Source organism: Bacillus cereus group sp. MG9 (assembly GCF_040459995.1).
GTDB classification, from domain to species: domain Bacteria; phylum Bacillota; class Bacilli; order Bacillales; family Bacillaceae_G; genus Bacillus_A; species Bacillus_A mycoides.
In genome coordinates, this window is record NZ_JARVHC010000001.1 from 4,930,802 (window position 1) to 4,952,715 (window position 21,914).

A 21,914-nucleotide genomic window follows, 5' to 3' on the forward strand; every position below is an offset into this window, starting at 1 on the left:
AAAATGAAATAAAAAAACACTCCTCCCTAAAAAAGGGACGAGTGTTGTATTCGTGGTTCCACCCTTGTTTCAATTAGTAAAGTGACACACTTCACCAATTTCTCAAGTCTAAATAACGGTTTTTGCCGGCATGCAATTACTAGATATACGTTCACTGCTGCAGTTCAGAGGTGGTAATCGATTTTCCCGTATTAGGAAGCTCACAGCCAAAGGCCTCCCTCTCTGATAATCGTAAAAAACTGATCATATCCTCATCATCACTTCTTGATGTCGAATTTTGTAGTTGTTTCCCATTATATTGAATTGTTAGAAAAAATCAATATATTTTTTATATAACATAAGAAACATTTCTCTTCTTATATTATAACAGAAGTTCCAACACTTCTCTAATTCCCTAAAATGGTACAATTCATGTAGGAGGTGTACTAATAATGATTGCTATTTTTTGTATCATCGCTACGGTTCTTTCTTTTATATTCGCTATCATGTATCGATATAAGTATCCTAGTTATAGCATTTTAGCGGTAGCTATTATACCAGCTGCTTCCTTCTACGTATTAGGTAAATACCAATATACTGAAGTGTTTATCGGTTTTGCAATCTTCTACTGCATCTTTGGATACATACTAACAATGAAAAGAATTTCAATGAATCATTAAAAGGGACCGATTTCTGCTTACAGAAATCGGTCCTCGCATTTGTCATATGTACCTTTCGGTTGCCCACACGAAAGATACTACATAGTTCAATTATTTATCATCTTTTTTCATAAAAAATTTATGATTTGGAAGATCCACATTTAAATCTGCTAATTGTTTCTTTTCCTTTTCTAGAATCGCTTTCGCTTTTTCTTTTGTCGCCTCATCTAAGTTTGCAAAGATGTCTTCATGCTTCCCTTTCTCTGGAAGATTCACACCTAGTTTTGTCAATTCTTCTTTCGCTTGCTCGCGAGTTAATTCCCCGGACTTTTCTTGCTCAAAAATGGACTTCGCTTTTTCTTTTGTCGCCTCATCTAGATTCGCGAACATATCACCATGCTTCCCTTTCTCTGGGAATTTCACACCTAGTTCTTTCAACTTCGCTTTCGCTTGCCCACGAGTCAGTGTTCCAGACTTTTCTTGCTTCAAAATTGCTTCCGCTTTTTCTTTTGTCGCCTCATCTAAATCCGCGAACATGTCACCATGCTTCCCTTTCTCTGGAAGCGTTACGCCTAATTCTTTCAATTTCTCTTTCACTTGCTCATGCGTTAATGCTCCGGACTTTTCTTGCTCAAAAATGGACTTCGCTTTTTCTTTTGTCGCCTCATCAAAATTCGCGAATATATCTTTGTGCTTCCCTTTCTCTGGGAATTTCACGCCTAGCTTTGTTAATTCCTCATTTGCTTGTTCGCGAGTTAATTTCCCGGATTTTTCTTGCTCTAGAATCGACTTCGCTTTTTCTTTTGTCGCCTCATCTAAGTCCGCAAGCATGTCTTTGCGTTTCTCCTTCTCTGGAAGTTTCACACCTAGTTCCTCTAACTGTTTCTTTGTATCATCCATAATCGTTTTTACTTTTTGTTTTGTTGCTTCATCTAAATTCTTCTTTGCAGTTCCTTTTGTAACTTGCTCAGCTGCTGGAGTATTAGTTGCCGCAAACGCTGGTATACCAGCTCCTCCTACAATTCCAAATGATAGAGCACCTGCAATTACTAAATACCCAACTGTTTTCTTCTTCATAGGAAATTTCCTCCTTCATAGTTCTAAAGCATGTACACTTTCGTATACAATGCCAATAGTAATGTTGGTTTCTTAAAATTTCCTTAACGATTTAAATAAAAAACACCGCTCATCACGAGCGGCGTTTTTCTAAGCTTTTTGTAATTGTAATTCTTCACGTTCCATTACTTTTCTTAATACAATTGTTTGTGTCATTGTAAATAAGTTACCTGTAATCCAATACAGTACCAGTCCTGATGGCGCCGCAAATCCCATAAATAGAATCATTGCAGGCATCATAATTTGCTGTATTTTCAGCATTTGAACTTGTTCTCCAGGCGTTACATTTGATTGGAACACCTTCATTTGAATAAATGTTGTTAACGCTGCGATAATCGGTAATATATGATATGGATCTGCATGTCCTAGGTTCACCCATAAAAATGAAGATGTACGAATCTCTTCAGTTCGGCTAATCGCATAATACAAAGCAGAGAAAATCGGCATTTGTATAAAGATTGGCCAGCACCCAGCTAACGGATTCCAACCGCCTGATTTCATTAGTTCTGACATTTCTTTTTGATACTGCTTTTGTTTTTCAAGATCTTTACCCACATCACCATATTTCTGTTTCAGCTTCTGTAATTCAGGTTGCATTTTTTTCATTTTCGCTTGGCTACGATATTGCGAAACAGCTAATGGAATCATTGCTGAACGAATAACGAGCGTCATGATAATGATGGCAATCCCGAAGCTAGCTCCAGGTATATGATGAGCAACAAATTGAATCATAAATGAGATTGGATATACGAAATAATGGTTCCAAATCCCCGTACTATGTGAATCAATTGTGCCTGCATTACTGCAGCCAGATAAAACAAAAACAAGTAATAATGATAAACTAATGAGCCTAGCTCGGTATGATTTTAACATGTTCATTCCTCCAATGTTTCGTAATTAATTAGCGAAACATTGGTGTATACGGACCTACCTCGTCACTCTCTCCACTCGATTCTTGTCTGCGGACAGAACGAATCATTCCATATTTATAAAAAATAGAAAATAGCGGTACATTTCTTGTACCCTCTTCACACGTATCTACTAGTTTAAAAGCTCTCTGTCTACCGCTCGATGCTTGCTGACGCACAAAGCGAGAAACGTTAGCAAGAAAAAAGACTTCTAATACACAAAGCGCTGTCGTTACAAACGATATATATAGAATTGCATCCTGCAATAAAAATTCCATCGCTTCACATCCTTAATAAAGTCATTTTAGCATATTCAGCAAACATTCTCTATTTCCTTTTGTTCTCAAAAGTTTTTTTGCATATTTTCTCAAAAAATTATGCTAGAAAACCAATGTATTCGCTTTCTTTAGTATATTCACACGTATCTTTGAATAGGTTTGATTTGTTAGAAATTTATAAAATTTTTGCATTATAATAAAACTATTGCCAGTTTTTGAAAAAAGCTTTATTCTCTTCTTGTAATCAAAAATGAATATGGAGATGAAACATACTATGGGTCAACTAGGAGACGCCGATTACGTTCCCGACACCGCCTTTTTATCCTTCCCAGCAGCTAAAACATTTCATTTAGAATTCATCATACAGTTAGTTGTTATTTTTATAGCTTCTATTTTGTATGCAATTTCTATGAATATGTTTTTTATCCCGCATAATATGATTAGCGGTGGATTCGCTGGTGTAGGGATGATTATCGGTTATTTAATGCACTACAATATCGGAGCACTTATCTTTTTACTAAACATTCCGCTTCTTATTTTAAGTCACTTTTACTTAGGAAAGAAGACAACCTTTTTAACGGCATACTTTGTAGCTGTATCATCTTTAGCGATGAACATTATCCCAGTACACCAAGTTTCAGATGATATTTTGCTGTCTTCTGTATTCGGTGGTGTCATCTGCGGTGCTGCCTCAGGAATCATATTCCGATTTGCTTCTTCAACAGGTGGTTTTGATGTTGTTGGATTGATTGTAGCGAAACATCGCGATGTTTCAATTGGAGCAATCATCTTTGGATTCAACTTAATCTTACTTGTTGCAGCAGGATTTATTTTCGGATGGGATATTACGCTTTATACGTTAATTAGTCGGTTTGTAGTCAGCAAAGTAATTGATGCCGTGCATACAAAACATATTAAATTAACGATAATGACAATTACAGAAAAAGGTGAGGAAATAAAAAGCTCACTATTACATCACGGCATACGTGGCGTAACAATGGTAGATGCTGTCGGCGGCTATACAAACCATAAGAAAAAAATGATTTACACTGTCGTAACTCGCTACGAGTTGGGCGAAATGAAACGTATTATCCGCCAAGTGGATAATAAAGCATTTATGAACATTACTGAAACAGTTGAAATTGTCGGCCGTTTCAAACGTATATAAAAAAGCGCAAGGAACTACAATTCCTTGCGTTTTTTATTTTTTACACTTATTACAAAATCAGATAATTCTATTATTGTATCACTAAATATGTTATAATAAAACTAGACTTACAAAAAAGAGTATATAGACTTGGAAGTTTCTCTTATTTTTATAAGCAAAAAGAAACGAGCAGTCGGGTATATTTCAGACACCATACACGTAACGGTTAAAAAAAACCGATCATCTTAGTTATTCTTCACTGATCTTTTTATAAAAGATACGTACAACTAAAATTCACTTCAATATACTATACCTACCTTTTTGACTTCCAAATCATCTTATTACATAAGGAGATGAACATATGAATCAATATATACGATACACACTAGCTGTCCTATTTGCGATCGTCGGCGGCGTGATCTGTTTCTGGACAAACACAGAGCTTGGAGAGAATATCATTTTTAATGGAATCGAAACCCTTGTAAGCGCTTCAATTTTAGGTGGATACATTTTCTTCCTCTTCAATCCAGAAGAAAATGCTCAAAAAACAATGTTATTAACAATGATCGGAATCGTTGGTGGATGTATTTCCTACTCAATGACAAACTATACATTACCACTTCAATTAAGCTCAGCTTTCTTCCACGGTCTATGGACTTGGTTTATCGCATTCTGCCTAGCAGACGTATTCAATCTATTACAGGACACTGAAGAAGAAAATGGTCGTCAAATTGAAAGTAACTCGTAAGCTGGAAGAAATTCTTCCAGCTTTTTTGTTTACTGTTCTTTCCTGTTCATACCCCATCACCAAAATAAAAAGAAGTTACCTCCACGGCAACTTCTTTCCCATATACCCCACTTAGTATTCAATTAAATATATCAACGATTTTTAAAATATATCGATCGTTTCTCCACTTATATCAGCGATTTTTTCATTATACCGACGGTTCGACACTCAAAACGCACAACATGCCTATCCCCCAAGTAACTTACTGCCGAACTCAACAATTAAAAAGATAATTAATAGGATCGCGAGTACCTTTAATGCTACATACGCCACTTTAAAAACAGCATAAATGAGCAAGACTATCAAAATAATCGATAAAATTTCCATATGTATCTCCTCCTATCTCTTTTATTCTACCTGTACTTCGTTTTTTATGAAATCGAATAAGATGACATATAAAAAAGAGGATACCTCACCCATCGTAAGATACCCTCGCCTGTAGCTGCTCAAACCATTCTCTCTCTACTTGTAAATATCCCATTCCACTCTTCTCAGCACTCTCTAATTCCTTATCAGCTTTCTTCATATAACAGCGGGAAGCTTCCATATCGTCCTCTAAATATTTAATAATTCCTTGTGTACGGTAATATCCGTTTAAATCCATTTTGGTAATGGCCTTTGCATGTTCCTTTGCTTCTTGCAGAGAAAGGCTATCCATCTGATAAAGAGCTTTATATAAAAGATACCAACTATGAAAACTACCAACGAAAAATTTATTTTCCTTCGTTACAGATAGCTGAACAATTTGTTCTATATACGGTATCGCTCTTTCCATTCCCTTTTGATCAGCTCGGGCATAAAAGACGAGCATAAGTCCGCTCATTATCTCTCTTATACTTTTATCCTCTTTTAATTTTTCCTCACTAAGTTCTACTAATCTCTCATCCCAATCTTTCGGTCTTTTATAACTAAATAACTCACTCGATATTTGAATCGTATATAAATGCTGCTTAGCTTTTTCATCATCTTTAATTAAAATGAGAAATTGCATGCCATCACTCAGAAGCGTTCCTTTTATCGGCACGATTGTAACTGCAAAAATCACAAAGTGGAAAACGGAAAAATATAAAAGATATTGATAATAGCTCACCATGTATATGTAACCTGAAGTAATACCGAATAATAAACTCATAATTGGTCCGCCTAAAGTCATCCACGCCCATTTCTTTGAAAGGTTCGGTGTCTCTATAGAAGACGGTACTAACATCACCACGCCACCAAAGTACGCCCATAATTTATTTTCTCGAATGCGTAATTTCCCCTTTTCTTTTTGAACAGTGATAGGTCCTACTGTCATAAATTTAAAATTCAAACCACCTATCAAACCAAATACTATGTGCCCTAGCTCATGAATGGCTAACACTAATAATACAATTCCAAATACTGCCCATATATTCAACATTACTTCTAATTTCCCAGTTCGAATTACTCCGTATAAAATGGACAGAACTAGCGCCGCCGTCATGGAACCAGCTGGCCTTCTTAAAATATCCACCTTTTTCTCCCCTTAATAAATCATTTTTCTCTGCATTTCGTACATGAATTTTCCGAGATGCAATATCCAAATAAATGAGATTAAGCCAATTAATACAAAATCGATATCACTAGCCGCTGTATATATAACGGCAGCCCACCATACATATGCCAATATTGTATTCGTAAATTCATATGCTTTATATCCAGCCTCATGCACAATGTGCTTTAATCCTTCATCTGCGTTTTTCGTCCACATTTTCATAGATTCCATATATGTTACACCTTGTTCAGGATATAGCTTATTATAACGATTTTTTGTTATGAGCCCGATAACCACTACAATAGTTAAACAGACAATAGAAGCTACTAAATTCCACACTGCAAATGACACATTTGTATCCTGTAACAGTGCACGTCTACATGTAATAACTGCATATACAAACCATGCCTGCGTAACTATATCACCTACACGTAAATATATACTTATAATGCCTAATTTTCTGCCTTGTACGCTCTCTTCTTCATCGCGTGCCTCCGCTAACATACGTGTATTCTTCCAAGTGTAGTACATCATTAAGATTCCAAAAATAGTACATACACCTATAAATGTATTAGATGATAATTCTCTCGGTTCATTCGAGAGTAAATTTAAAGCTATATAAGATGTTAAAAATCCACCCATCATACTTAATGCTATTTTCCCCACAAAATCAAATTGTTTTTTTCGTTTACTCTTCATCTTCATCGTCCTCTTCCCCCTCCACCAACATAAATATCTCCTCCACCGGCGCTCCAAAAATTTGTGCGATTTTTAGCGATAACACAATAGATGGTGCATAATCTCCACGCTCAATTAAACTAATGGTTTGCCGTGATGAGCCAATCGCTTTCCCTAAATCCCCTTGTGATAAACGATGCTTTGCTCGAAATTCCCTCACTCGATTTTGAAGCTTCATGTCTTCCCTCTTTTTCATTTATTTAAATAAAATTGTAAATAATATCCTTATCTTTGTCAATTATAATTGTCATTTTGACTTATATACATGTCAAAAATAAATCTATATTCTCCTAAATATATAACTTAGATAATAGATTTTAATAATCACATACGGAAAAAAAATAGAAACGTATTATATACCAGCCACCGGTGACGGTATCGATGGAAAAATAAAAGCAAACTGGAAAATACAATAAAAAAGGCAGTGCTTTTGCACTGCCTCCCTAAAATCTGACATAGAATGGATTCCATATTAACTTGCGTTTTGTAAAAATACTCGTTTTAGTTGCTTGCGGAAACGAACGCTTAACGTAATTGCTACAATGACAATCGCTCCGAAAATGATTTTGCCGATATGATCTCCCAGTAATCCGAAAATATCATGTAAGTTACCACCTAACCAGTAGCCGCCAATTAAGAAGAACGATACCCAGAATAAAGCACCTGAATAAATTGTAATTGCAAAGCGGCGAAACGGTAAGTTAATGATACCTGCAAAGTATCCTGTAAAATGACGTACACCAGGAATGAAGAAGCCAATAAAGATAAGGAAATATCCGTATTTATCGAACCACATTCTCGTTAAATCAATTTTTCTTTGTGTTAAAAATACGTACTTCCCGTATTTTTGAACAAAAGGCATACCAAGCTTATTACCTAAAAAGTATTGAATCGTCATTCCTACACTTGTCCCAATAAAGGAAAGGATAATTAAAATAGGTAAACTTAGATCACCCTTCTGTGCTAAAAACCCCGCATATGCTAATGTTGGCTCTCCCGGAAACGGAAGTGCAATATATTCTAACAGCAGGCCTACAAGTACTACATAATACCCATATTGCTGAAATAATTCATGAACCCATTCCATGTCATCTCCCCTTTCATTCACGTACAACTTGTTACTATTATTGTATAAAAAAATTGTCGAAATAACTATCACAATAGCTTACATTTTTATTACATTTTTGTAAGGCTCATTCTAAAGTTTTTTGTTCTCTATTTACTTATATCTATTAGCATTTAAAAACAAGCTAACAACTATATATCACGCGAAGGAAATCCATTAATATACATTTTTCATCCAGTTTTTAACTCTCGAAAACCACCTTATTTTGTTCTCTATAAAAAACCACCACAAACTCATATGAACTTCATATTAGCTTCATATACGTATTGTAAGATTATATCGGAATTTGTTGAAAAATTTAGCTAATATATGACTAAACATTAAACTGAATAAATATAAGTCGCTTTTCGAAATTGAAAAAAGGGTGAATAAGAAATGGAAGCTTATAAAATGCACGATTTTATTAATACGAATGTTGAATCTCATCAAAATGAAACCGTTTTTAATTTACAAATATGTGAAACAAATGAATTTGACGTAAGTTTAACAAAATCTACAACGCTGTCTTTTATCGTTTCAAAAAAGAACATTAAGATCGTCACGAGAAAATGGGTTAATTCAAATCAAGAAAGCATGATTGGCAAAAGCTACATCATTCCAACGAAAGCTTTTCACTATTTCTTACCGATTATTTCTGAAACTGAAGATGAACTAAATATTCGAGTTCAAAGTTTTGGACTACATGGTGAGCTTTTATTAAATGAAAGATTACTTATCGATAAAAACAACAAATGTAATACAAAGATTACTACCTTCTTTGAAACATTAGATGAAAATGTCAATCAAGCATTACGAGGATTACAAATTCATTGTATGTAAGACTACTACAATAAGTAAAAGGAGAATATAATGAAAAAACTATTATTAAGTGCGCTATTATCATTAGGATTTTTAACTCTTCCATTCACTACTGCAGAAGCAGCTACGACGAAAGATCAGCTTATCGTAAACACAAAAATAAATAAAATGGATTATTATCAAGATGGAAAATTCATAAAAAGTTTCACTGTCGCTACTGGAAAAGCAGCAACACCAACACCTAAGGGTACTTTTCAAATCGTAAATAAAATTAAAAACCGTCCTTACTATACAGGAAAAATTAAAGGCGGCGATCCACGTAATCCACTTGGGGACCGCTGGCTCGGATTAAATATGGCAGGAACTTACGGAACAACGTATGCGATTCATGGAACTAACAATAATCAAGCAATCGGGAAAGCAACAACACTTGGTTGTATTCGTATGTTTAACAATGATATTCACTGGTTATTTGAGCGCGTTCAGCAGCAAGCTACTGTCACTGTAAATTAGCCTAAGAACAAGATTTATGTGTAGCCAAGAATTTTATGTCTTGGCTTATTTTATTTATTCATTTACAGTAGCAAAATAACTGTATTTACATATATAATAAAAATAGATTGCATTCAACATCATCGTAACATTGATAAACATAGATATTAAAATTATACAGTTATAATATTTTATAAATTTTACAATACATACTATAATAGAACTACTGTAATTCTGAACTATTCAGTGACACTAAACAATCCCCCTTGCTACTTTCATTACTATTTTATAGCGGGGGCTTATTATATGTATAAACAATCTGAGTCATCCGAAAAATGATGAATTCGAATATTGCAGTAAAAAGCGTTATTTAGGAGGTGTTACTATGACGCATATACTGGTGATTGAAGACAACCCAGATATACAAGAACTTATTCGTGAATTTCTAATGGCACAAAACTTTACTGTTGATGTAGTTGGTGCTGGAACAGAAGGCATTCTTCTTTTCCAAAAAAATTCATACGATCTTGTCCTCCTCGATGTAATGTTACCAGATATAGATGGCTATAGTATTTGTAAAATTATGCGAGGACAATCTGATGTACCAATCATTATGTTAACAGGCTTACATAATGAAGAAAGTGAAATTAAAGGATTTGAGTTAGGTATTGATGACTATATTACAAAACCGTTCCATTACACCGTATTTATAAAACGTGTAGAAGCTGTATTAAGAAGGGCAGCAACAAAGGAAGCAGAAGCTGCAACTATACTACAATTCCATGAATTGATGTTAAATTCTACAGCATATGCCGCTTATGTTCATGGTAATCAAATTGAATTGACTACAAAAGAATTTGAAATTATATATACTTTACTGCAAAATCGGGGAAAAGTACTATCAAGAAGTGATTTGTTGAATAAGGTATGGGGCTATGAACATTATGGTGATGTGAGGGTTATAGATACACATATTAAAAACTTACGAAAAAAATTAGAAATTCCTTATATTAAAACGGTGAAAGGCATTGGCTACAAAATCGAATCGTAGCAAAGACAACATCACCAAAAATATATTCATCAAAACCTTATTATTTTGTATTCTGTTATCACTTTGTCTTTATCAAATTATTTATTTTCTAGCCTCAAATTACGATAAAGATCGTTTGAAAGCTTCTGGAACGCAAACTGCGGAACAAGCGGAATCAGACAAACAAAACGACCAAAGTAAAACAAAGCAAAATAAAGCTGTGTCAGAGAGTAGCATCTCTAATTTTCAATCTTCTCAAATAGACATGAAAACACTCTCTACAGCCATCAATCATCTTTTGCAGCCTAGCCAAACTGCAAAAGCAAAAGAACATGCACAAAATATTCCGGGGAAAAGTAACACAACGTCTTCACTTACAGAAGCGGAAAAGCAAGTTACTAACAATGATTCCTTACATACACAAAATGCAGCAAGTAAAGCAAATGATGCACATGATAATCCAAAGTTAACAGATGTGTTGCAGCAGTTAGCTCCACATATTGGGGCGACAATGCTTGCATTATCTCTGCTTGGATCTTTAATCTACGCAAAAATAATCGCCAAACCTTTCCGATATATGAGCGATGCTTTAAAAGATATTATGAATCTTGATTTCTCAGATAAAAAGCTACTTAACAAAAATACAGATCAAACAGATTTTAATTTGCAAGTAGCTGCCTCACAAGTACCTACTATTGTGAAAAATTTACATGAAAGCAATCAAGATTTAAGAAATGAACTCAAGAAGGAACAACAGTTAGAACAATCTCGTAAAGAATTTATGTCTATGATATCCCATGAATTAAAAACACCAATCGCAGCCGTTATGGGACAACTCGATGGCATGATTCACGGAATTGGCGCTTATAAAGATAGAGATAAATATTTAAAACGTTCATATGAGATGATGCAAGATATTAACATATTAACGGAAAAAGTGTCAGAATTATCCAAAATACAAAACCCTCAATTTAAACCAAATTTAAAAGTTATCTCATTAACTAATATTATTGAGGACGTTATAAAGAAAGTAGATTATTTTGTATCTGTAAAACAATTAAATGTTCAATCTAACATTAAACAAGATGCACAAATTTTAGCTGATCCTAAATTTATGCAAACTGCTATTTTTAACATTATTTCAAATGCAATTCATTATACAATTGACCATCAGCATGTATATATAAAACTTTATGAAAAGCCAAACGGTTACGCATTAGAAGTATTAAATACAGGTTCTCAAATTGATGAAGATAAACTTGCCCATTTATTTGAACCATTCTATCGCGCAAATCCTGACAAACATGGCTTAGTACAAGGTAGTGGTCTTGGGTTATATATTGTAAAACAAATATTAGATAAACATCAGTTTCCTTATGGAATACAAAACACACCTCAAGGTGTAAAATGCTCCATTGTATTCCCAAAAGCAATGTAAAACCTACTCTAATTTCATACCCCAAATTCATACTTCGTATGAATGGCGGAATTTTGTAGAGTATCTTACTCTGTTTCGTTCGCCCGTTATCCTTATTTGGATAGCGGGCGTTTTTTATTATTTAAAAGGAGGATTTTTATGGAGAAGTTTAAGTATTCATTACTAGTTTTATTCGGCGCTTGTAGCTACGGCGTACTTTCAACTATTTTTAAACTCGGATTCATCGACGGATTTTCCGCACACCAACTACTAGGAGGGCAATATGTCTTCGGATGGATTGGACTCCTTTTACTCGTTCTGTTCTTTTCACGTCATAAAGTATCAAAAAAACAATTCTTTTCGTTACTAACAGTCGGCACAACAATGAGTATGACAGGTATTTTCTATGCTATTTCCGTAGAAGAATTGCCAGCCTCTATCGCTGTCGTTTTACTCTTTCAGTTCACTTGGATTGGTGTAGTCATCGAAGCGATTGCCAACCGGACATTCCCAAGCCGTGAGAAAGTTATATCTATTATTATTTTATTTACTGGTACATTGTTTGCTGGTGGAGTATTTGAAGGTCTTGGACAAAACTTTTCTACGAAAGGTATTATTTTCGGACTATTAGCTGCCGTCTCTTTCTCATTCTATGTATTTGTAAGCGGGCGCGTTGCTACAGATGTTCCGCCTTATACGAAAAGCTTTCTTATGACAACGAGTGCTACTCTTATTGTATGCTTATTTTTCCCGCCTACCTTTTTAACGGACGGCGCTTTACAAGCAGGCCTATGGAAATATGCTTTCTTCCTTGGACTGTTCGGGGTTATTATACCTGTCATTTGTTTTTCAATTGGTGTACCAAAAGTCGGAACGGGACTTGGTACAATATTAGGTGCAGCTGAATTACCAACAGCAATTATCGCTTCTATTACACTTGTTCATGAAGTTGTATCGCCAATGCAGTGGATTGGGATTGTGGTTATATTACTCGGTATTTTCACACCACAACTACTTACTGCTAGGAAAGAAAAAAAACATAATCGTGTTCATAGTGCGTGACAACATCAACTTGTATATAAATGTGAATAAAGTTACGATATGTTAAACTTTATTACTACCTTCAAAATAACATATGATATTGCGGCTATTATTCTCGTAATCCTTGCTGTGCTTTTCTTTTTGAAAGATAAGAAAGAGGGTTATACAGCATAACAAAAGACCTTTCATTTATTTGAAAGGCCTTTTCCTTATATTTCACTTTACCGCTCCATATAACTTCTCTACCTCATGTTCAATTTGTTTTACATCGATTCGCTCAAATAATGGCTGCACATTATCAATTCGGTTTGGCAACGTATTTTGAGGTTCCCAATTTACTTTAACACTCGATAATGTATTTCTAACTCTTTCACTTGAAAACGGTAAAAATGGTTCAAGCAGTTGTGCAAAGTTTGCTATTAGGTAAACACAATTATAAATTGTTTCCTCACATGAAACTGGGTCGTCTTCTCTTTGTTTCCAAGGCTGCTTTTCATCAAAGTATTTATTTGCAAAGCGTACTGCATCAAATATTGTTTCTAGTGCCACCTTAAATTTAGTTTGTTCAATCGCCTCTCCTACACTTTTATATAATCCTTCTACTTTATCTTTCAGCTCTACATCAATACTTCCCTTCGGTACAGTACCACCATAATATTTTTCAATAAACTTTAATGTCCGGTTCACAAATTTCCCATATGCACCTAACAATTCACTATTATGACTGTAAATGAATTCACGCCATGAAAAATCAGTATCACGATTTTCTGGTGCGTTAACTGTTAAAAAGTAACGAATAGAATCTGGATTATAGCGTTCTAATATGTCAGGCACCCATACTGCCCAGTTTTTACTTGTCGATAATTTTCTTTTTTCAACTGTTAAATATTCATTCGAAACGATATGACGCGGGATTGCTTCTTCTCCTATTCCAAGTAATACCGCTGGCCAAATGATTGAATGAAACGGAATATTATCCTTACCATGTACATAATATGTTTTCGCTTCTTTATCCCAAAACTCTTGATCATCTTTCCCTGTTTCTTCAACCCAGTGTTTACTCGCCGAATAATATCCTGTCACTGCTTCAATCCATACGTAAATTTTCTTATCTTCATATCCTGCCACTGGAATTGGTACCCCAATTGGTAAATCACGTGACACTGCCCTATCTTGTAATCCTTCCTTTAAATATCTCTCTGTTAATTGAATTGCATTGTCGCGCCATGTTCCTTTCTGCTTTGCAATTTCTACGGCCTCTTTAATTTGCTGCTGAAATTTATGCAATGCAAAATAGAAATGCTCTGTTTCCTGTACTGATGGCGTACTACCACATAACTTACATTTCTTTTCTAACAAATCGAGTGGATCTAAAATAGCGGAACAAGCATCGCATTGATCGCCCCTTGCTGCTTCATGACAATGCGGACAAATACCTTCTACATATCGATCCGGTAAAAATTGCGTACACGTTTCGCAATAAGCTTGTTCAACTACTTTTTTATAAATATAACCTTCTTCTAATAGTCGCAAAAAGACTTTTTGAACAGTTTCATGATGATGCTCGCTATCTGTACGTGTATAGCAATCATAAGTAAAACCAAGGCTACGAAAACATCTCTCAAACTCTTCGTGATACTTATCAGCAATTTCTTTCACCATCACACCGTCTTGCTTTGCTCTAATTGTAATCGGTGTTCCATTACAATCACTTCCTGAAACATACAACACATGCTCACCTTTTGCCCTGTAATAACGTGCTAAAATATCTCCTGGTAACAAACTAGCAATGTGTCCAAGGTGTAACGAACCATTTGCATACGGCCAAGCGCCTCCAATAAAAATACTCATCTTATATTCCTCCTTTAAAATATAAAAAGCCCCGCCCTTATCTTAAAAAAGATAAGGGCGGGGCTTTATAAACAGTCGCGGTACCACCTTATTTCGTCAGTCATTCGCATAACTAACCTTAACAAGTACGGAGCAATTCATGCTCTTATACTGTGGTTTTGATAACGAGTACCAACTCTCGTCGCCGCCTACTATTATCATTTGATAAGTTCAGGACGAAGCTCAAAGGCCATTGTTCAAATGAATATTCTTGCTTCTTCTCAGCTACCGAAGCTCTCTGGAAAGAATGGTTCCATTCTACTTTTCCTTTTCAACGCTTTTATGTATAAAACGTATTTTACGACTTAACAACAGAAAAATCAAACTTTTATTCAAAAAAACAGGAAATCCTACTCATTCACCGAATAACTATACGTTCACAAAAGGAGTGATAAAATTGAATCAAAAACAACTAAGTACTATTAATGAAAAAAGTTGGAACGCAGCTGCTTATGAAGCTTGGACAAATCGCCACGGGGCACCAGAGGATTATGCGAAAAAGCTCATGGAAGATCCCGTGCGCGAGGTAAATCATTATTTACCTTACATACAATCTCCAAAAGGAAAGCGTATTATTAACTTACTCGGATCAAAAGGAAATAAAGCAGTTGCTCTTGCTCTTTTAGGAGCCGATGTAACAGTTGTAGACATTTCAGCAAGTAATGAAAAATACGCAACCGAACTAGCCGAAGCTGCTGGTGTCTCTATTCAATATATCATTTCCGATGTACTAGATTTAAATCTATCCCAATCATTTGATATCGTGTTACTGGAACTTGGCGTGCTCCATTACTTTTTAGACTTAAAGCCACTCTTTCATATAATCTCTCACTTACTAAAACAAGATGGGACCTTTATACTACGTGACTATCATCCCGTTTATACAAAATTATTAGGAGTAGATCATCCATCATTTCGAGCAAATGGAAATTATTTCGACGAGGAACTTATTGAAGATGACGTAGCTTATAGTACTCTCCTTACGGGATCACAGAAATACGCTTTACCGAGAACAAAAATTAGGCGCTGGACACTAGGAGAAATAATTACATCAATGGCAGAAACAAATTTCAAGGTTGAAAAATTGATTGAAGAACACGGATCTCATCAAAGGTGGGTTTTCCCTTCTACTTCACCCGAAGGAATTGAAGAACGTATACCAGGTCTATACACATTAATTGCGACAACATGCAAAAAAGGATCCCTTCACGGATAGGATCCTTTTTTTGCATGCTTACGCATATAAGTTGAGGTTGGAGATTACCATAATTCTGTAGAATAGGACACAAGATATTTCAACATTCGTCTCTGACTTACGTCGTCAAAAAGGGGTATGACCAACATAACGAAGAGTAATGTTTAGTTGATAGTGATAATCGTTATCAACTAATTAGAAGTATACAGGATGTTATTTCAAATTACAATACCATTTCTGATTTTTATTTATGAATTTTTTGATATACAAATGTATACATTTTAAGAACATTTACTCACATTAATCTGCCATATTCCATTATCTGCTATAATTTTCATTGAACAGATTAATAACTTCTTAATTATGTTTTTATTAGTTTCGTTCTCGATATTTATAAATCACAATAAATAGTTTTTCAAAAAAGGTAGGGGTAACAATGAAATATGTTAGCATTCGAAAAAAACTACTGTTCACACTCTTAAGCATTTCTTCTTTATTTAGCATTGCTCTTATTGTTATTCTTTCATTCGCGATGAATCAAGCAAGTGAAATCGAAACATTAAAGAATGATGTATCGAAAAGAGCAACGATTTTAAAAGAACGTGGCGATTGGTTCCAAGCGCAGGTCGCTGGTTTACAAGAATATTTACTATCACATGACCAAAAAGGATTGGATAAATTCAACCGGGAAGGAAAAAAACTAGCTGATACTAGGGAGAAAGTAACAAGTGATAAAAAACTCCCAGAAGGAATGAAAGAGGCCATTTTAATGGGAGCAAAATGGCGCAGCGTCGTAGATAATGAAGTCCTCCCTCTTGCACGGGAAGGAAAATGGGATGAAGCATCCAAAATTGCTCTTGCTCAAACAGATTATGTAAATGATCTTTTAAGTCGTTTTACTAAATATGCAAATGAAGAAAATGACAAACGGGACGTATTAATTGCTGACGTAGAGTCTTCTTCATCCCTTATTCAATATATTATTTTCTTCTCACTCATTACATGTACATTAACGTCTATTCTATTGGCATGGTGGTTCTCTGGTAAACTCGTTAAACCGATTCGACAAATTGATGCGAAGTTAAAAGAATTAGCTTCTCAAGATGGCGATTTAACCGCTAGATTACACGTAACGAGTAAAGATGAAATTGGTGACATCGCAAATTCCTTTAATCAAATGCTTGCTAACTTACAGCGTATAATAAAGCAAGTTCAACAAACATCAACAAGTGTAAAAGAAGCTTCTGAAAATGTGTTTATCGAAACAACTGCTTCTATGGAAAATACCGCAAAAACTAAAGAGACTATGAATGCTCTTGAGCACAATATTCGTTCACAAGTTTCTAGCATTGAAGAAAGTTCAACCGCAATGGATGATATGGCAACGAGTGTTCAGCGCATTGCACAAGCTGCCTCTTCTGCCGCTAGCCTAGCTGTTACAACTTCTGAAAAAGCAGATGATGGAAATAAAGTCATTGAAAAATCTATTACACAAATGCATACAATTAACGAAGCTGTTAACGCTACATCACAAGTGGTAGAGCGACTCATTACACATACGAATCATATTGATACTGCACTTCAATCTATTTCTAATATTGCCGAGCAGACGAATTTGCTCGCTTTAAATGCTTCTATTGAAGCGGCCCGTGCTGGTGAACACGGAAAAGGATTCGCTGTTGTTGCCGATGAAGTACGAAAACTTGCTGAACAATCTCAGCTAGCAGCAAATGACATTAACCATTTACTTCATCAAATTCAAGCGGACACAAAAATAGCAAATGACATGATGACACAAGGTCAGTCAGAAGCTTCTGAAGGAATTACAGTCATTCGTACCGCTGGATCTTCATTCTCAGAAATTGTTAATCACATTAACAATTTCTCTACACAAATACAAGAAATGTCTGCAACTGCTGAAGAAATGGCCGCAAGTTCTGAAGAAATGAATGCAGCTTTAAATAATATCGCTTCTATTTCAAATGAAGTTGCTGCCGAAACATCGAAAACAGCAACTTCAGCTGGTGACCAAGTAAACAAAATGAGTGTCGTTGCTAAAAAATCATCAGAAATGAAAACAATTGTGCAAGAACTTGAAGTGCTCGTTTCTCATTTCAAAACAAATAGTTAAAATGAAAATTTCATTTATACTTCTACGAACTCTAAATTGTTAGAAAGAGCGATTTAGAGTCTCTCTTTTTTCACGCTAAAATATCTCTTTCTATCTCCCATTCTGTCTGCTATAATTCCTAAAGGAAAGAAGAAAGCTTTATTCCAGATGGAGTAAAGCTTTCTTTCAATTTTTTACATTAATTAATTAATTAATTCTAATACTAAGATTTTACAAGGAGGATTTTTATCATATGAATTTTATTAGCATTCGAAAAAAACTAATGTTCATGATGGGAATGATTTGCGCTTTATTCGGCATCGCCTTAGCTTTTATTTTATTCTTTACCATGGATCAGTCTCATAAAGCTGAAACATTACAAAAAGAAATTTCTCCTCTTGCAACAGAATTGAAAGAGCGCGGAGACGCTTATCAAGTACAACTTTCTGCTTTAAGAGGTTATTTACTACAACATGATCAAGTCGAATTAGACAAGTTTAATGAGATGAGTAAACGTCTTGAAGATACAAAAGGGCAACTTCTTTCTAACCCTAACACTTCTCAGTCCGTGAAAAGCACAATGGAATTAGGATCCACTTGGAGAAAGTTCATTGAAGAGAAAGTATTCACTCTTGCAAAAGAACAAAAATGGGAAGAAGCTTTACAAGTAGCTTCTACAGAGAATGGCACTGTTTATAAAGTAATCGGTGATTTCACAAATTACAGTAATGAACAAGCTAAATTACGTGAACAATCTATTGAAAAAATTGATCAATCTTCACTACGAATTGAATATGTTGTCTTCTTATCACTTGTTATTTGTATTGTAACTGCAATTATTCTTGCATGGTGGTTCTCTGGTAAGCTTGTAAAACCAATTCAACAAATTGATACTAAACTAAAAGAATTAGCCTCTCAAGAAGGCGACTTAACAGCCCGTCTACAAGTAAATAGCAATGATGAAATCGGTGCAATTGCATCATCGTTTAATAAAATGTTAGAAAACCTGCAACATATCATTAATCGTGTTCAAAAAACATCTGTAGAAGTACAAACAGCTTCTGAAAATATGCTAGAAAAGACTAATACATCACGCGAGGCAACAATAAGAGTTCAAAGCTCGATGTCCAACTTAAATTCAAGTATTCAATCGCAAACTTCTAGTATGGAAGAAAGCTCGACTGCGATGGATGATATGGCAATAAGTGTTCAGCGTATCGCTGAATCTGCTTCATCTGTAGCCGAACTTGCTGTAGCTACATCTGAACACGCTAACGACGGAAGTACTGTTATCCAAAAATCTGTTTCACAAATGACAACGATACATGAAGCTGTAAATGCTACATCAGAAGTAGTCGAACGTCTAATCACTCATACAAAATATATTGATACAGCTGTACAATCTATTTCTAATATCGCTGAACAAACAAATCTACTTGCTTTAAATGCTTCTATTGAAGCTGCTCGTGCCGGTGAACAAGGAAAAGGATTTGCTGTCGTAGCTGATGAAGTTCGTAAACTTGCTGAACAATCAAAAACAGCTGCAACAGATATTAACCAATTGCTGCACCAAATTCAAAATGATACTGAGACCGCTAGCTCTATGATGTCTCAAGGCCGCTCTGAAGCATTTGAAGGCATTACTGTCGTTCGTGAGGCTGGTACTTCTTTCACAACAATTGTTGAACAAGTAAATAAAGTATCAACTCAAATGCAAGACATATCAGCAACTGCTGAAGAAATGGCTGCAAGCGCTGAAGAAATGAACGCTTCACTTAATAACATCGCTTCTATTTCAAATGAAGTATCTAGTGAAACAGCCGCAACGGCACAATCTGCTGAACAGAAAGTCATCGTGATGAATGAAATGACTCTCACTGCAAAACAAATGAAACAAACAGTTGAAGAATTAGATCAGCTTGTATCTCATTTTAAAACTGAATAGCTTTTCAAAAAAATATTCCTCTCAGGGAGGAATATTTTTTTGAGCTCATTTCCTGCACTTATCCCGCATATCCGTTATAATGAGAACCGATATCATTAATATTTAGGGGGTGCTACACATGTCACAACAAGCATTTGAAGAAAAGTTATATGCCAACTTAGAAGCTGTTATTGACCCTGAGCTAGGTGTTGATATTATCAATCTTGGATTAGTTTATGACGTTACAGCGGATGAAAATAATAATGCTGTCGTTACAATGACAATGACTTCTATCGGTTGTCCAATGGCTGGCCAAATCGTATCAGACGTTAAAAAAGTATTATCAACGAACGTACCTGAAGTAAATGAAATAGAAGTAAACGTTGTATGGAATCCGCCATGGACAAAAGAACGTATGTCACGTATGGCAAAAATTGCATTAGGTATTCGTGATTAAATAAGAAAAAGACCTGACAATGGTCTTACCCCTGTCAAGTAGACAGTATGAAAAAGACTAAGCAGCCATCGAGATTCGATATTCTATCGGAGCTCGATGGTTGAGTCGTTTTTGGAACCGTTTATAGTTATAAAAGTAAATATATTCTTCAATTGCTTGTATTAAATCTTCTTCTGTTTTAAAATGATTCAAATACAACATCTCCGATTTAAAATGGGAGAAAAATGACTCGATACAAGCGTTATCATGGCAGTTTCCTTTGCGAGAGTGGCTACCAATGATACCTAAATCGGAAAGTCGTTTGTTGTAGGCATGAGATGTGTACTGGAATCCCTGATCTGAATGGAGAATGGTTCCACGCACATCTCTTTTTTGTGCCAACATTTCAATCGTATCTAATACAAGTTCATTATTATTGCGCGTAGATATTTTCCAAGAAACAACTTCGTTATTATAAACATCTTGTACAACAGAAAGATACCGAAATCCCTCTTGGAATCGTAGGTAAGTAATATCTGTAACAAGTGCCTCATTTTGTTGGCGATCTTTAAATTCACGGTTTAAAACATTCGGAAAAATATTGGAATAGTTCCCTTTAAAGAAGCGACGCTTCTTTCGAATAATAGATTGAATATTGAGCTCACTCATTAAGCGATATACTTTTTTGTGATTTATAAAATATCCCTCTTCCTGTAAAGCGATTTTCATACGTGGATAACCATATTCTTTGTGCTTTACGTGAATAGATCGTATTACCTTTTTTAATCGTTTCTCGGATTTTAGTCGTATGTTTTTCATACCTTTGGTATGAATCCATTTATAGTAACTTGAACGATGTACACCCGCAAATTTCGTAAGCCATATAACTGGATACTTTGTCTTTAATGATTCAATGATATGATATCTCTCTTTATATTTTAGTACACCTCCATTTATAGATTTGGATACTGCTTTTTTAAATATTCAACCTGTGCCTTATAGTAGTCACGTTCCTCTTCAATTGTCTTAAAATAAACACGTTTTCCTTTTAGAGGGTTTGGTATACCTTTCATTCCCCCATTTTTCCCGCGAGTATCTGTAATCTCACCACATTCTTTATATTTTTTGACCCAATTTTTAAGTTGGGTAGAACTTCTAATCTGATATCTTTCCTTTATCATATTGTAACTTCCTTCTCCGTTTAAATAACTTTGAACAGCTGATAACTTTAATTCTTCTGAATAGGTATTAAATGTCGATCCTTTTTTAGTCATGAAAAATCCCCTCCAAGTAATAGTGTAACATCCATGTGTGTACATGGTCTTTT

22 protein-coding genes and 2 other annotated features are annotated in these 21,914 nt (G+C 35.0%); of the genes, 12 read left to right on the top strand and 10 right to left on the bottom strand.

What is annotated here, in order from left to right; all coding sequences use genetic code 11:
- Positions 1-30: 30 nt before the first annotated feature.
- Positions 31-267, bottom strand: a binding site (T-box leader).
- A 164-nt stretch (positions 268-431) separates the two neighbouring features.
- Positions 432-659 (top strand): hypothetical protein, encoded by a 228-nt coding sequence (locus QCI77_RS25510; RefSeq protein WP_016121012.1) that lies wholly within the window; start codon positions 432-434, stop codon positions 657-659.
- Positions 660-749: 90 nt separating this feature from the next.
- Here the strand turns inward: QCI77_RS25510 and QCI77_RS25515 are convergent, their stop codons facing one another.
- The 3 genes from QCI77_RS25515 to QCI77_RS25525 all read right to left on the bottom strand — a co-directional run bounded on the left by QCI77_RS25515 (position 750) and on the right by QCI77_RS25525 (position 2,940).
- Positions 750-1,715: a hypothetical protein gene (locus tag QCI77_RS25515; RefSeq protein WP_113769701.1), complete on the bottom strand. Its 966-nt coding sequence runs from the start codon at positions 1,713-1,715 to the stop codon at positions 750-752.
- 129 nt (positions 1,716-1,844) lie between these two features.
- Positions 1,845-2,627: a membrane protein insertase YidC gene (gene yidC, locus QCI77_RS25520; RefSeq protein WP_002015966.1), complete on the bottom strand. Its 783-nt coding sequence runs from the start codon at positions 2,625-2,627 to the stop codon at positions 1,845-1,847.
- A gap of 28 nt (positions 2,628-2,655) precedes the next feature.
- Positions 2,656-2,940 carry a hypothetical protein gene (locus tag QCI77_RS25525; RefSeq protein ID WP_002015967.1) on the bottom strand — a complete coding sequence of 95 codons (285 nt, stop codon included), beginning with the start codon at positions 2,938-2,940 and terminating at the stop codon, positions 2,656-2,658.
- A 274-nt stretch (positions 2,941-3,214) separates the two neighbouring features.
- Between QCI77_RS25525 and QCI77_RS25530 the strand changes: the two genes are divergently transcribed.
- Positions 3,215-4,108, top strand: coding sequence for a YitT family protein (locus QCI77_RS25530; RefSeq protein WP_000530031.1), 894 nt, complete (start codon positions 3,215-3,217; stop codon positions 4,106-4,108).
- A 340-nt stretch (positions 4,109-4,448) separates the two neighbouring features.
- Positions 4,449-4,835, top strand: a complete 387-nt coding sequence (locus QCI77_RS25535) for a DUF3938 domain-containing protein (protein ID WP_002034640.1) — start codon at positions 4,449-4,451, stop codon at positions 4,833-4,835.
- Positions 4,836-5,060: 225 nt separating this feature from the next.
- Here QCI77_RS25535 and QCI77_RS25540 read toward each other — a convergent pair whose 3' ends face one another.
- The 5 genes from QCI77_RS25540 to QCI77_RS25560 all read right to left on the bottom strand — a co-directional run bounded on the left by QCI77_RS25540 (position 5,061) and on the right by QCI77_RS25560 (position 8,215).
- On the bottom strand, positions 5,061-5,201 hold the full coding sequence (locus QCI77_RS25540; RefSeq protein ID WP_080784442.1) for a DUF3985 family protein: 141 nt from the start codon (positions 5,199-5,201) through the stop codon (positions 5,061-5,063).
- A gap of 85 nt (positions 5,202-5,286) precedes the next feature.
- The gene (locus tag QCI77_RS25545; protein WP_353825796.1) at positions 5,287-6,339 is read right to left on the bottom strand and encodes a site-2 protease family protein; all 1,053 of its coding nucleotides are present in this window, start codon (positions 6,337-6,339) and stop codon (positions 5,287-5,289) included.
- 42 nt (positions 6,340-6,381) lie between these two features.
- Entirely contained in the window at positions 6,382-7,089 is a 708-nt protein-coding gene (locus QCI77_RS25550) for a DUF3169 family protein (protein WP_033728257.1), read from the bottom strand.
- Positions 7,079-7,324, bottom strand: a complete 246-nt coding sequence (locus tag QCI77_RS25555) for a helix-turn-helix transcriptional regulator (protein WP_002067963.1) — start codon at positions 7,322-7,324, stop codon at positions 7,079-7,081. The genes QCI77_RS25550 and QCI77_RS25555 overlap by 11 nt, the downstream gene beginning before the upstream one ends.
- 276 nt (positions 7,325-7,600) lie before the next feature.
- Complete coding sequence (locus tag QCI77_RS25560; RefSeq protein WP_002129815.1) at positions 7,601-8,215, bottom strand: DedA family protein; 615 nt, start codon at positions 8,213-8,215, stop codon at positions 7,601-7,603.
- A 414-nt stretch (positions 8,216-8,629) separates the two neighbouring features.
- Here QCI77_RS25560 and QCI77_RS25565 point away from each other — a divergent pair, with 414 nt between their 5' ends.
- The 5 genes from QCI77_RS25565 to QCI77_RS25585 all read left to right on the top strand — a co-directional run bounded on the left by QCI77_RS25565 (position 8,630) and on the right by QCI77_RS25585 (position 13,053).
- On the top strand, positions 8,630-9,073 hold the full coding sequence (locus tag QCI77_RS25565; RefSeq protein WP_002034632.1) for a DUF3978 family protein: 444 nt from the start codon (positions 8,630-8,632) through the stop codon (positions 9,071-9,073).
- A gap of 30 nt (positions 9,074-9,103) precedes the next feature.
- Positions 9,104-9,565 carry a L,D-transpeptidase gene (locus QCI77_RS25570; protein ID WP_002015973.1) on the top strand — a complete coding sequence of 154 codons (462 nt, stop codon included), beginning with the start codon at positions 9,104-9,106 and terminating at the stop codon, positions 9,563-9,565.
- A 364-nt stretch (positions 9,566-9,929) separates the two neighbouring features.
- Positions 9,930-10,595 (top strand): response regulator transcription factor, encoded by a 666-nt coding sequence (locus QCI77_RS25575; RefSeq protein ID WP_000148832.1) that lies wholly within the window; start codon positions 9,930-9,932, stop codon positions 10,593-10,595.
- Positions 10,573-12,012 carry a sensor histidine kinase gene (locus QCI77_RS25580; RefSeq protein WP_353825622.1) on the top strand — a complete coding sequence of 480 codons (1,440 nt, stop codon included), beginning with the start codon at positions 10,573-10,575 and terminating at the stop codon, positions 12,010-12,012. The genes QCI77_RS25575 and QCI77_RS25580 overlap by 23 nt, the downstream gene beginning before the upstream one ends.
- A gap of 138 nt (positions 12,013-12,150) precedes the next feature.
- On the top strand, positions 12,151-13,053 hold the full coding sequence (locus QCI77_RS25585; RefSeq protein ID WP_002015976.1) for an EamA family transporter: 903 nt from the start codon (positions 12,151-12,153) through the stop codon (positions 13,051-13,053).
- 195 nt (positions 13,054-13,248) lie between these two features.
- Here the strand turns inward: QCI77_RS25585 and metG are convergent, their stop codons facing one another.
- The gene (gene metG / locus QCI77_RS25590) at positions 13,249-14,883 is read right to left on the bottom strand and encodes a methionine--tRNA ligase (RefSeq protein WP_353825623.1); all 1,635 of its coding nucleotides are present in this window, start codon (positions 14,881-14,883) and stop codon (positions 13,249-13,251) included.
- 50 nt (positions 14,884-14,933) lie between these two features.
- Positions 14,934-15,206, bottom strand: a binding site (T-box leader).
- A gap of 113 nt (positions 15,207-15,319) precedes the next feature.
- Here metG and QCI77_RS25595 point away from each other — a divergent pair.
- The 4 genes from QCI77_RS25595 to QCI77_RS25610 all read left to right on the top strand — a co-directional run bounded on the left by QCI77_RS25595 (position 15,320) and on the right by QCI77_RS25610 (position 20,608).
- A complete protein-coding gene (locus QCI77_RS25595; protein ID WP_078206615.1) occupies positions 15,320-16,138 on the top strand; it encodes a class I SAM-dependent methyltransferase in 819 nt (272 codons plus the stop codon).
- A 415-nt stretch (positions 16,139-16,553) separates the two neighbouring features.
- Positions 16,554-18,248 (top strand): methyl-accepting chemotaxis protein, encoded by a 1,695-nt coding sequence (locus tag QCI77_RS25600; protein WP_002129822.1) that lies wholly within the window; start codon positions 16,554-16,556, stop codon positions 18,246-18,248.
- A gap of 232 nt (positions 18,249-18,480) precedes the next feature.
- Entirely contained in the window at positions 18,481-20,172 is a 1,692-nt protein-coding gene (locus QCI77_RS25605; RefSeq protein ID WP_088040390.1) for a methyl-accepting chemotaxis protein, read from the top strand.
- 118 nt (positions 20,173-20,290) lie between these two features.
- Positions 20,291-20,608 carry a metal-sulfur cluster assembly factor gene (locus QCI77_RS25610; protein ID WP_002015982.1) on the top strand — a complete coding sequence of 106 codons (318 nt, stop codon included), beginning with the start codon at positions 20,291-20,293 and terminating at the stop codon, positions 20,606-20,608.
- A gap of 57 nt (positions 20,609-20,665) precedes the next feature.
- On the opposite strand, the gene QCI77_RS25615 is transcribed toward QCI77_RS25610, so the two are convergent.
- Positions 20,666-21,861, bottom strand: a protein-coding gene (locus tag QCI77_RS25615) for an IS3 family transposase (RefSeq protein WP_483298979.1) whose coding sequence is annotated in 2 segments (ribosomal slippage) — positions 20,666-21,567 and positions 21,567-21,861 — 1,197 coding nt in all. Because the reading frame shifts where the segments join, the coding sequence is not laid out codon by codon here.
- Positions 21,862-21,914: the final 53 nt, after the last annotated feature.

Excerpts from the sequence above, each read along its gene's own strand:
- QCI77_RS25510 (WP_016121012.1), top strand. The coding sequence starts at position 432 with ATGATTGCTATTTTTTGTATCATCGCTACGGTTCTTTCTTTTATATTC.
- QCI77_RS25515 (WP_113769701.1), bottom strand. The coding sequence starts at position 1,715 with ATGAAGAAGAAAACAGTTGGGTATTTAGTAATTGCAGGTGCTCTATCA.
- yidC (WP_002015966.1), bottom strand. The coding sequence starts at position 2,627 with ATGTTAAAATCATACCGAGCTAGGCTCATTAGTTTATCATTATTACTT.
- QCI77_RS25525 (WP_002015967.1), bottom strand. The coding sequence starts at position 2,940 with ATGGAATTTTTATTGCAGGATGCAATTCTATATATATCGTTTGTAACG.
- QCI77_RS25530 (WP_000530031.1), top strand. The coding sequence starts at position 3,215 with ATGGGTCAACTAGGAGACGCCGATTACGTTCCCGACACCGCCTTTTTA.
- QCI77_RS25535 (WP_002034640.1), top strand. The coding sequence starts at position 4,449 with ATGAATCAATATATACGATACACACTAGCTGTCCTATTTGCGATCGTC.
- QCI77_RS25540 (WP_080784442.1), bottom strand. The coding sequence starts at position 5,201 with ATGGAAATTTTATCGATTATTTTGATAGTCTTGCTCATTTATGCTGTT.
- QCI77_RS25545 (WP_353825796.1), bottom strand. The coding sequence starts at position 6,339 with ATGACGGCGGCGCTAGTTCTGTCCATTTTATACGGAGTAATTCGAACT.
- QCI77_RS25550 (WP_033728257.1), bottom strand. The coding sequence starts at position 7,089 with ATGAAGAGTAAACGAAAAAAACAATTTGATTTTGTGGGGAAAATAGCA.
- QCI77_RS25555 (WP_002067963.1), bottom strand. The coding sequence starts at position 7,324 with ATGAAAAAGAGGGAAGACATGAAGCTTCAAAATCGAGTGAGGGAATTT.
- QCI77_RS25560 (WP_002129815.1), bottom strand. The coding sequence starts at position 8,215 with ATGGAATGGGTTCATGAATTATTTCAGCAATATGGGTATTATGTAGTA.
- QCI77_RS25565 (WP_002034632.1), top strand. The coding sequence starts at position 8,630 with ATGGAAGCTTATAAAATGCACGATTTTATTAATACGAATGTTGAATCT.
- QCI77_RS25570 (WP_002015973.1), top strand. The coding sequence starts at position 9,104 with ATGAAAAAACTATTATTAAGTGCGCTATTATCATTAGGATTTTTAACT.
- QCI77_RS25575 (WP_000148832.1), top strand. The coding sequence starts at position 9,930 with ATGACGCATATACTGGTGATTGAAGACAACCCAGATATACAAGAACTT.
- QCI77_RS25585 (WP_002015976.1), top strand. The coding sequence starts at position 12,151 with ATGGAGAAGTTTAAGTATTCATTACTAGTTTTATTCGGCGCTTGTAGC.
- metG (WP_353825623.1), bottom strand. The coding sequence starts at position 14,883 with ATGAGTATTTTTATTGGAGGCGCTTGGCCGTATGCAAATGGTTCGTTA.
- QCI77_RS25600 (WP_002129822.1), top strand. The coding sequence starts at position 16,554 with ATGAAATATGTTAGCATTCGAAAAAAACTACTGTTCACACTCTTAAGC.
- QCI77_RS25605 (WP_088040390.1), top strand. The coding sequence starts at position 18,481 with ATGAATTTTATTAGCATTCGAAAAAAACTAATGTTCATGATGGGAATG.
- QCI77_RS25610 (WP_002015982.1), top strand. The coding sequence starts at position 20,291 with ATGTCACAACAAGCATTTGAAGAAAAGTTATATGCCAACTTAGAAGCT.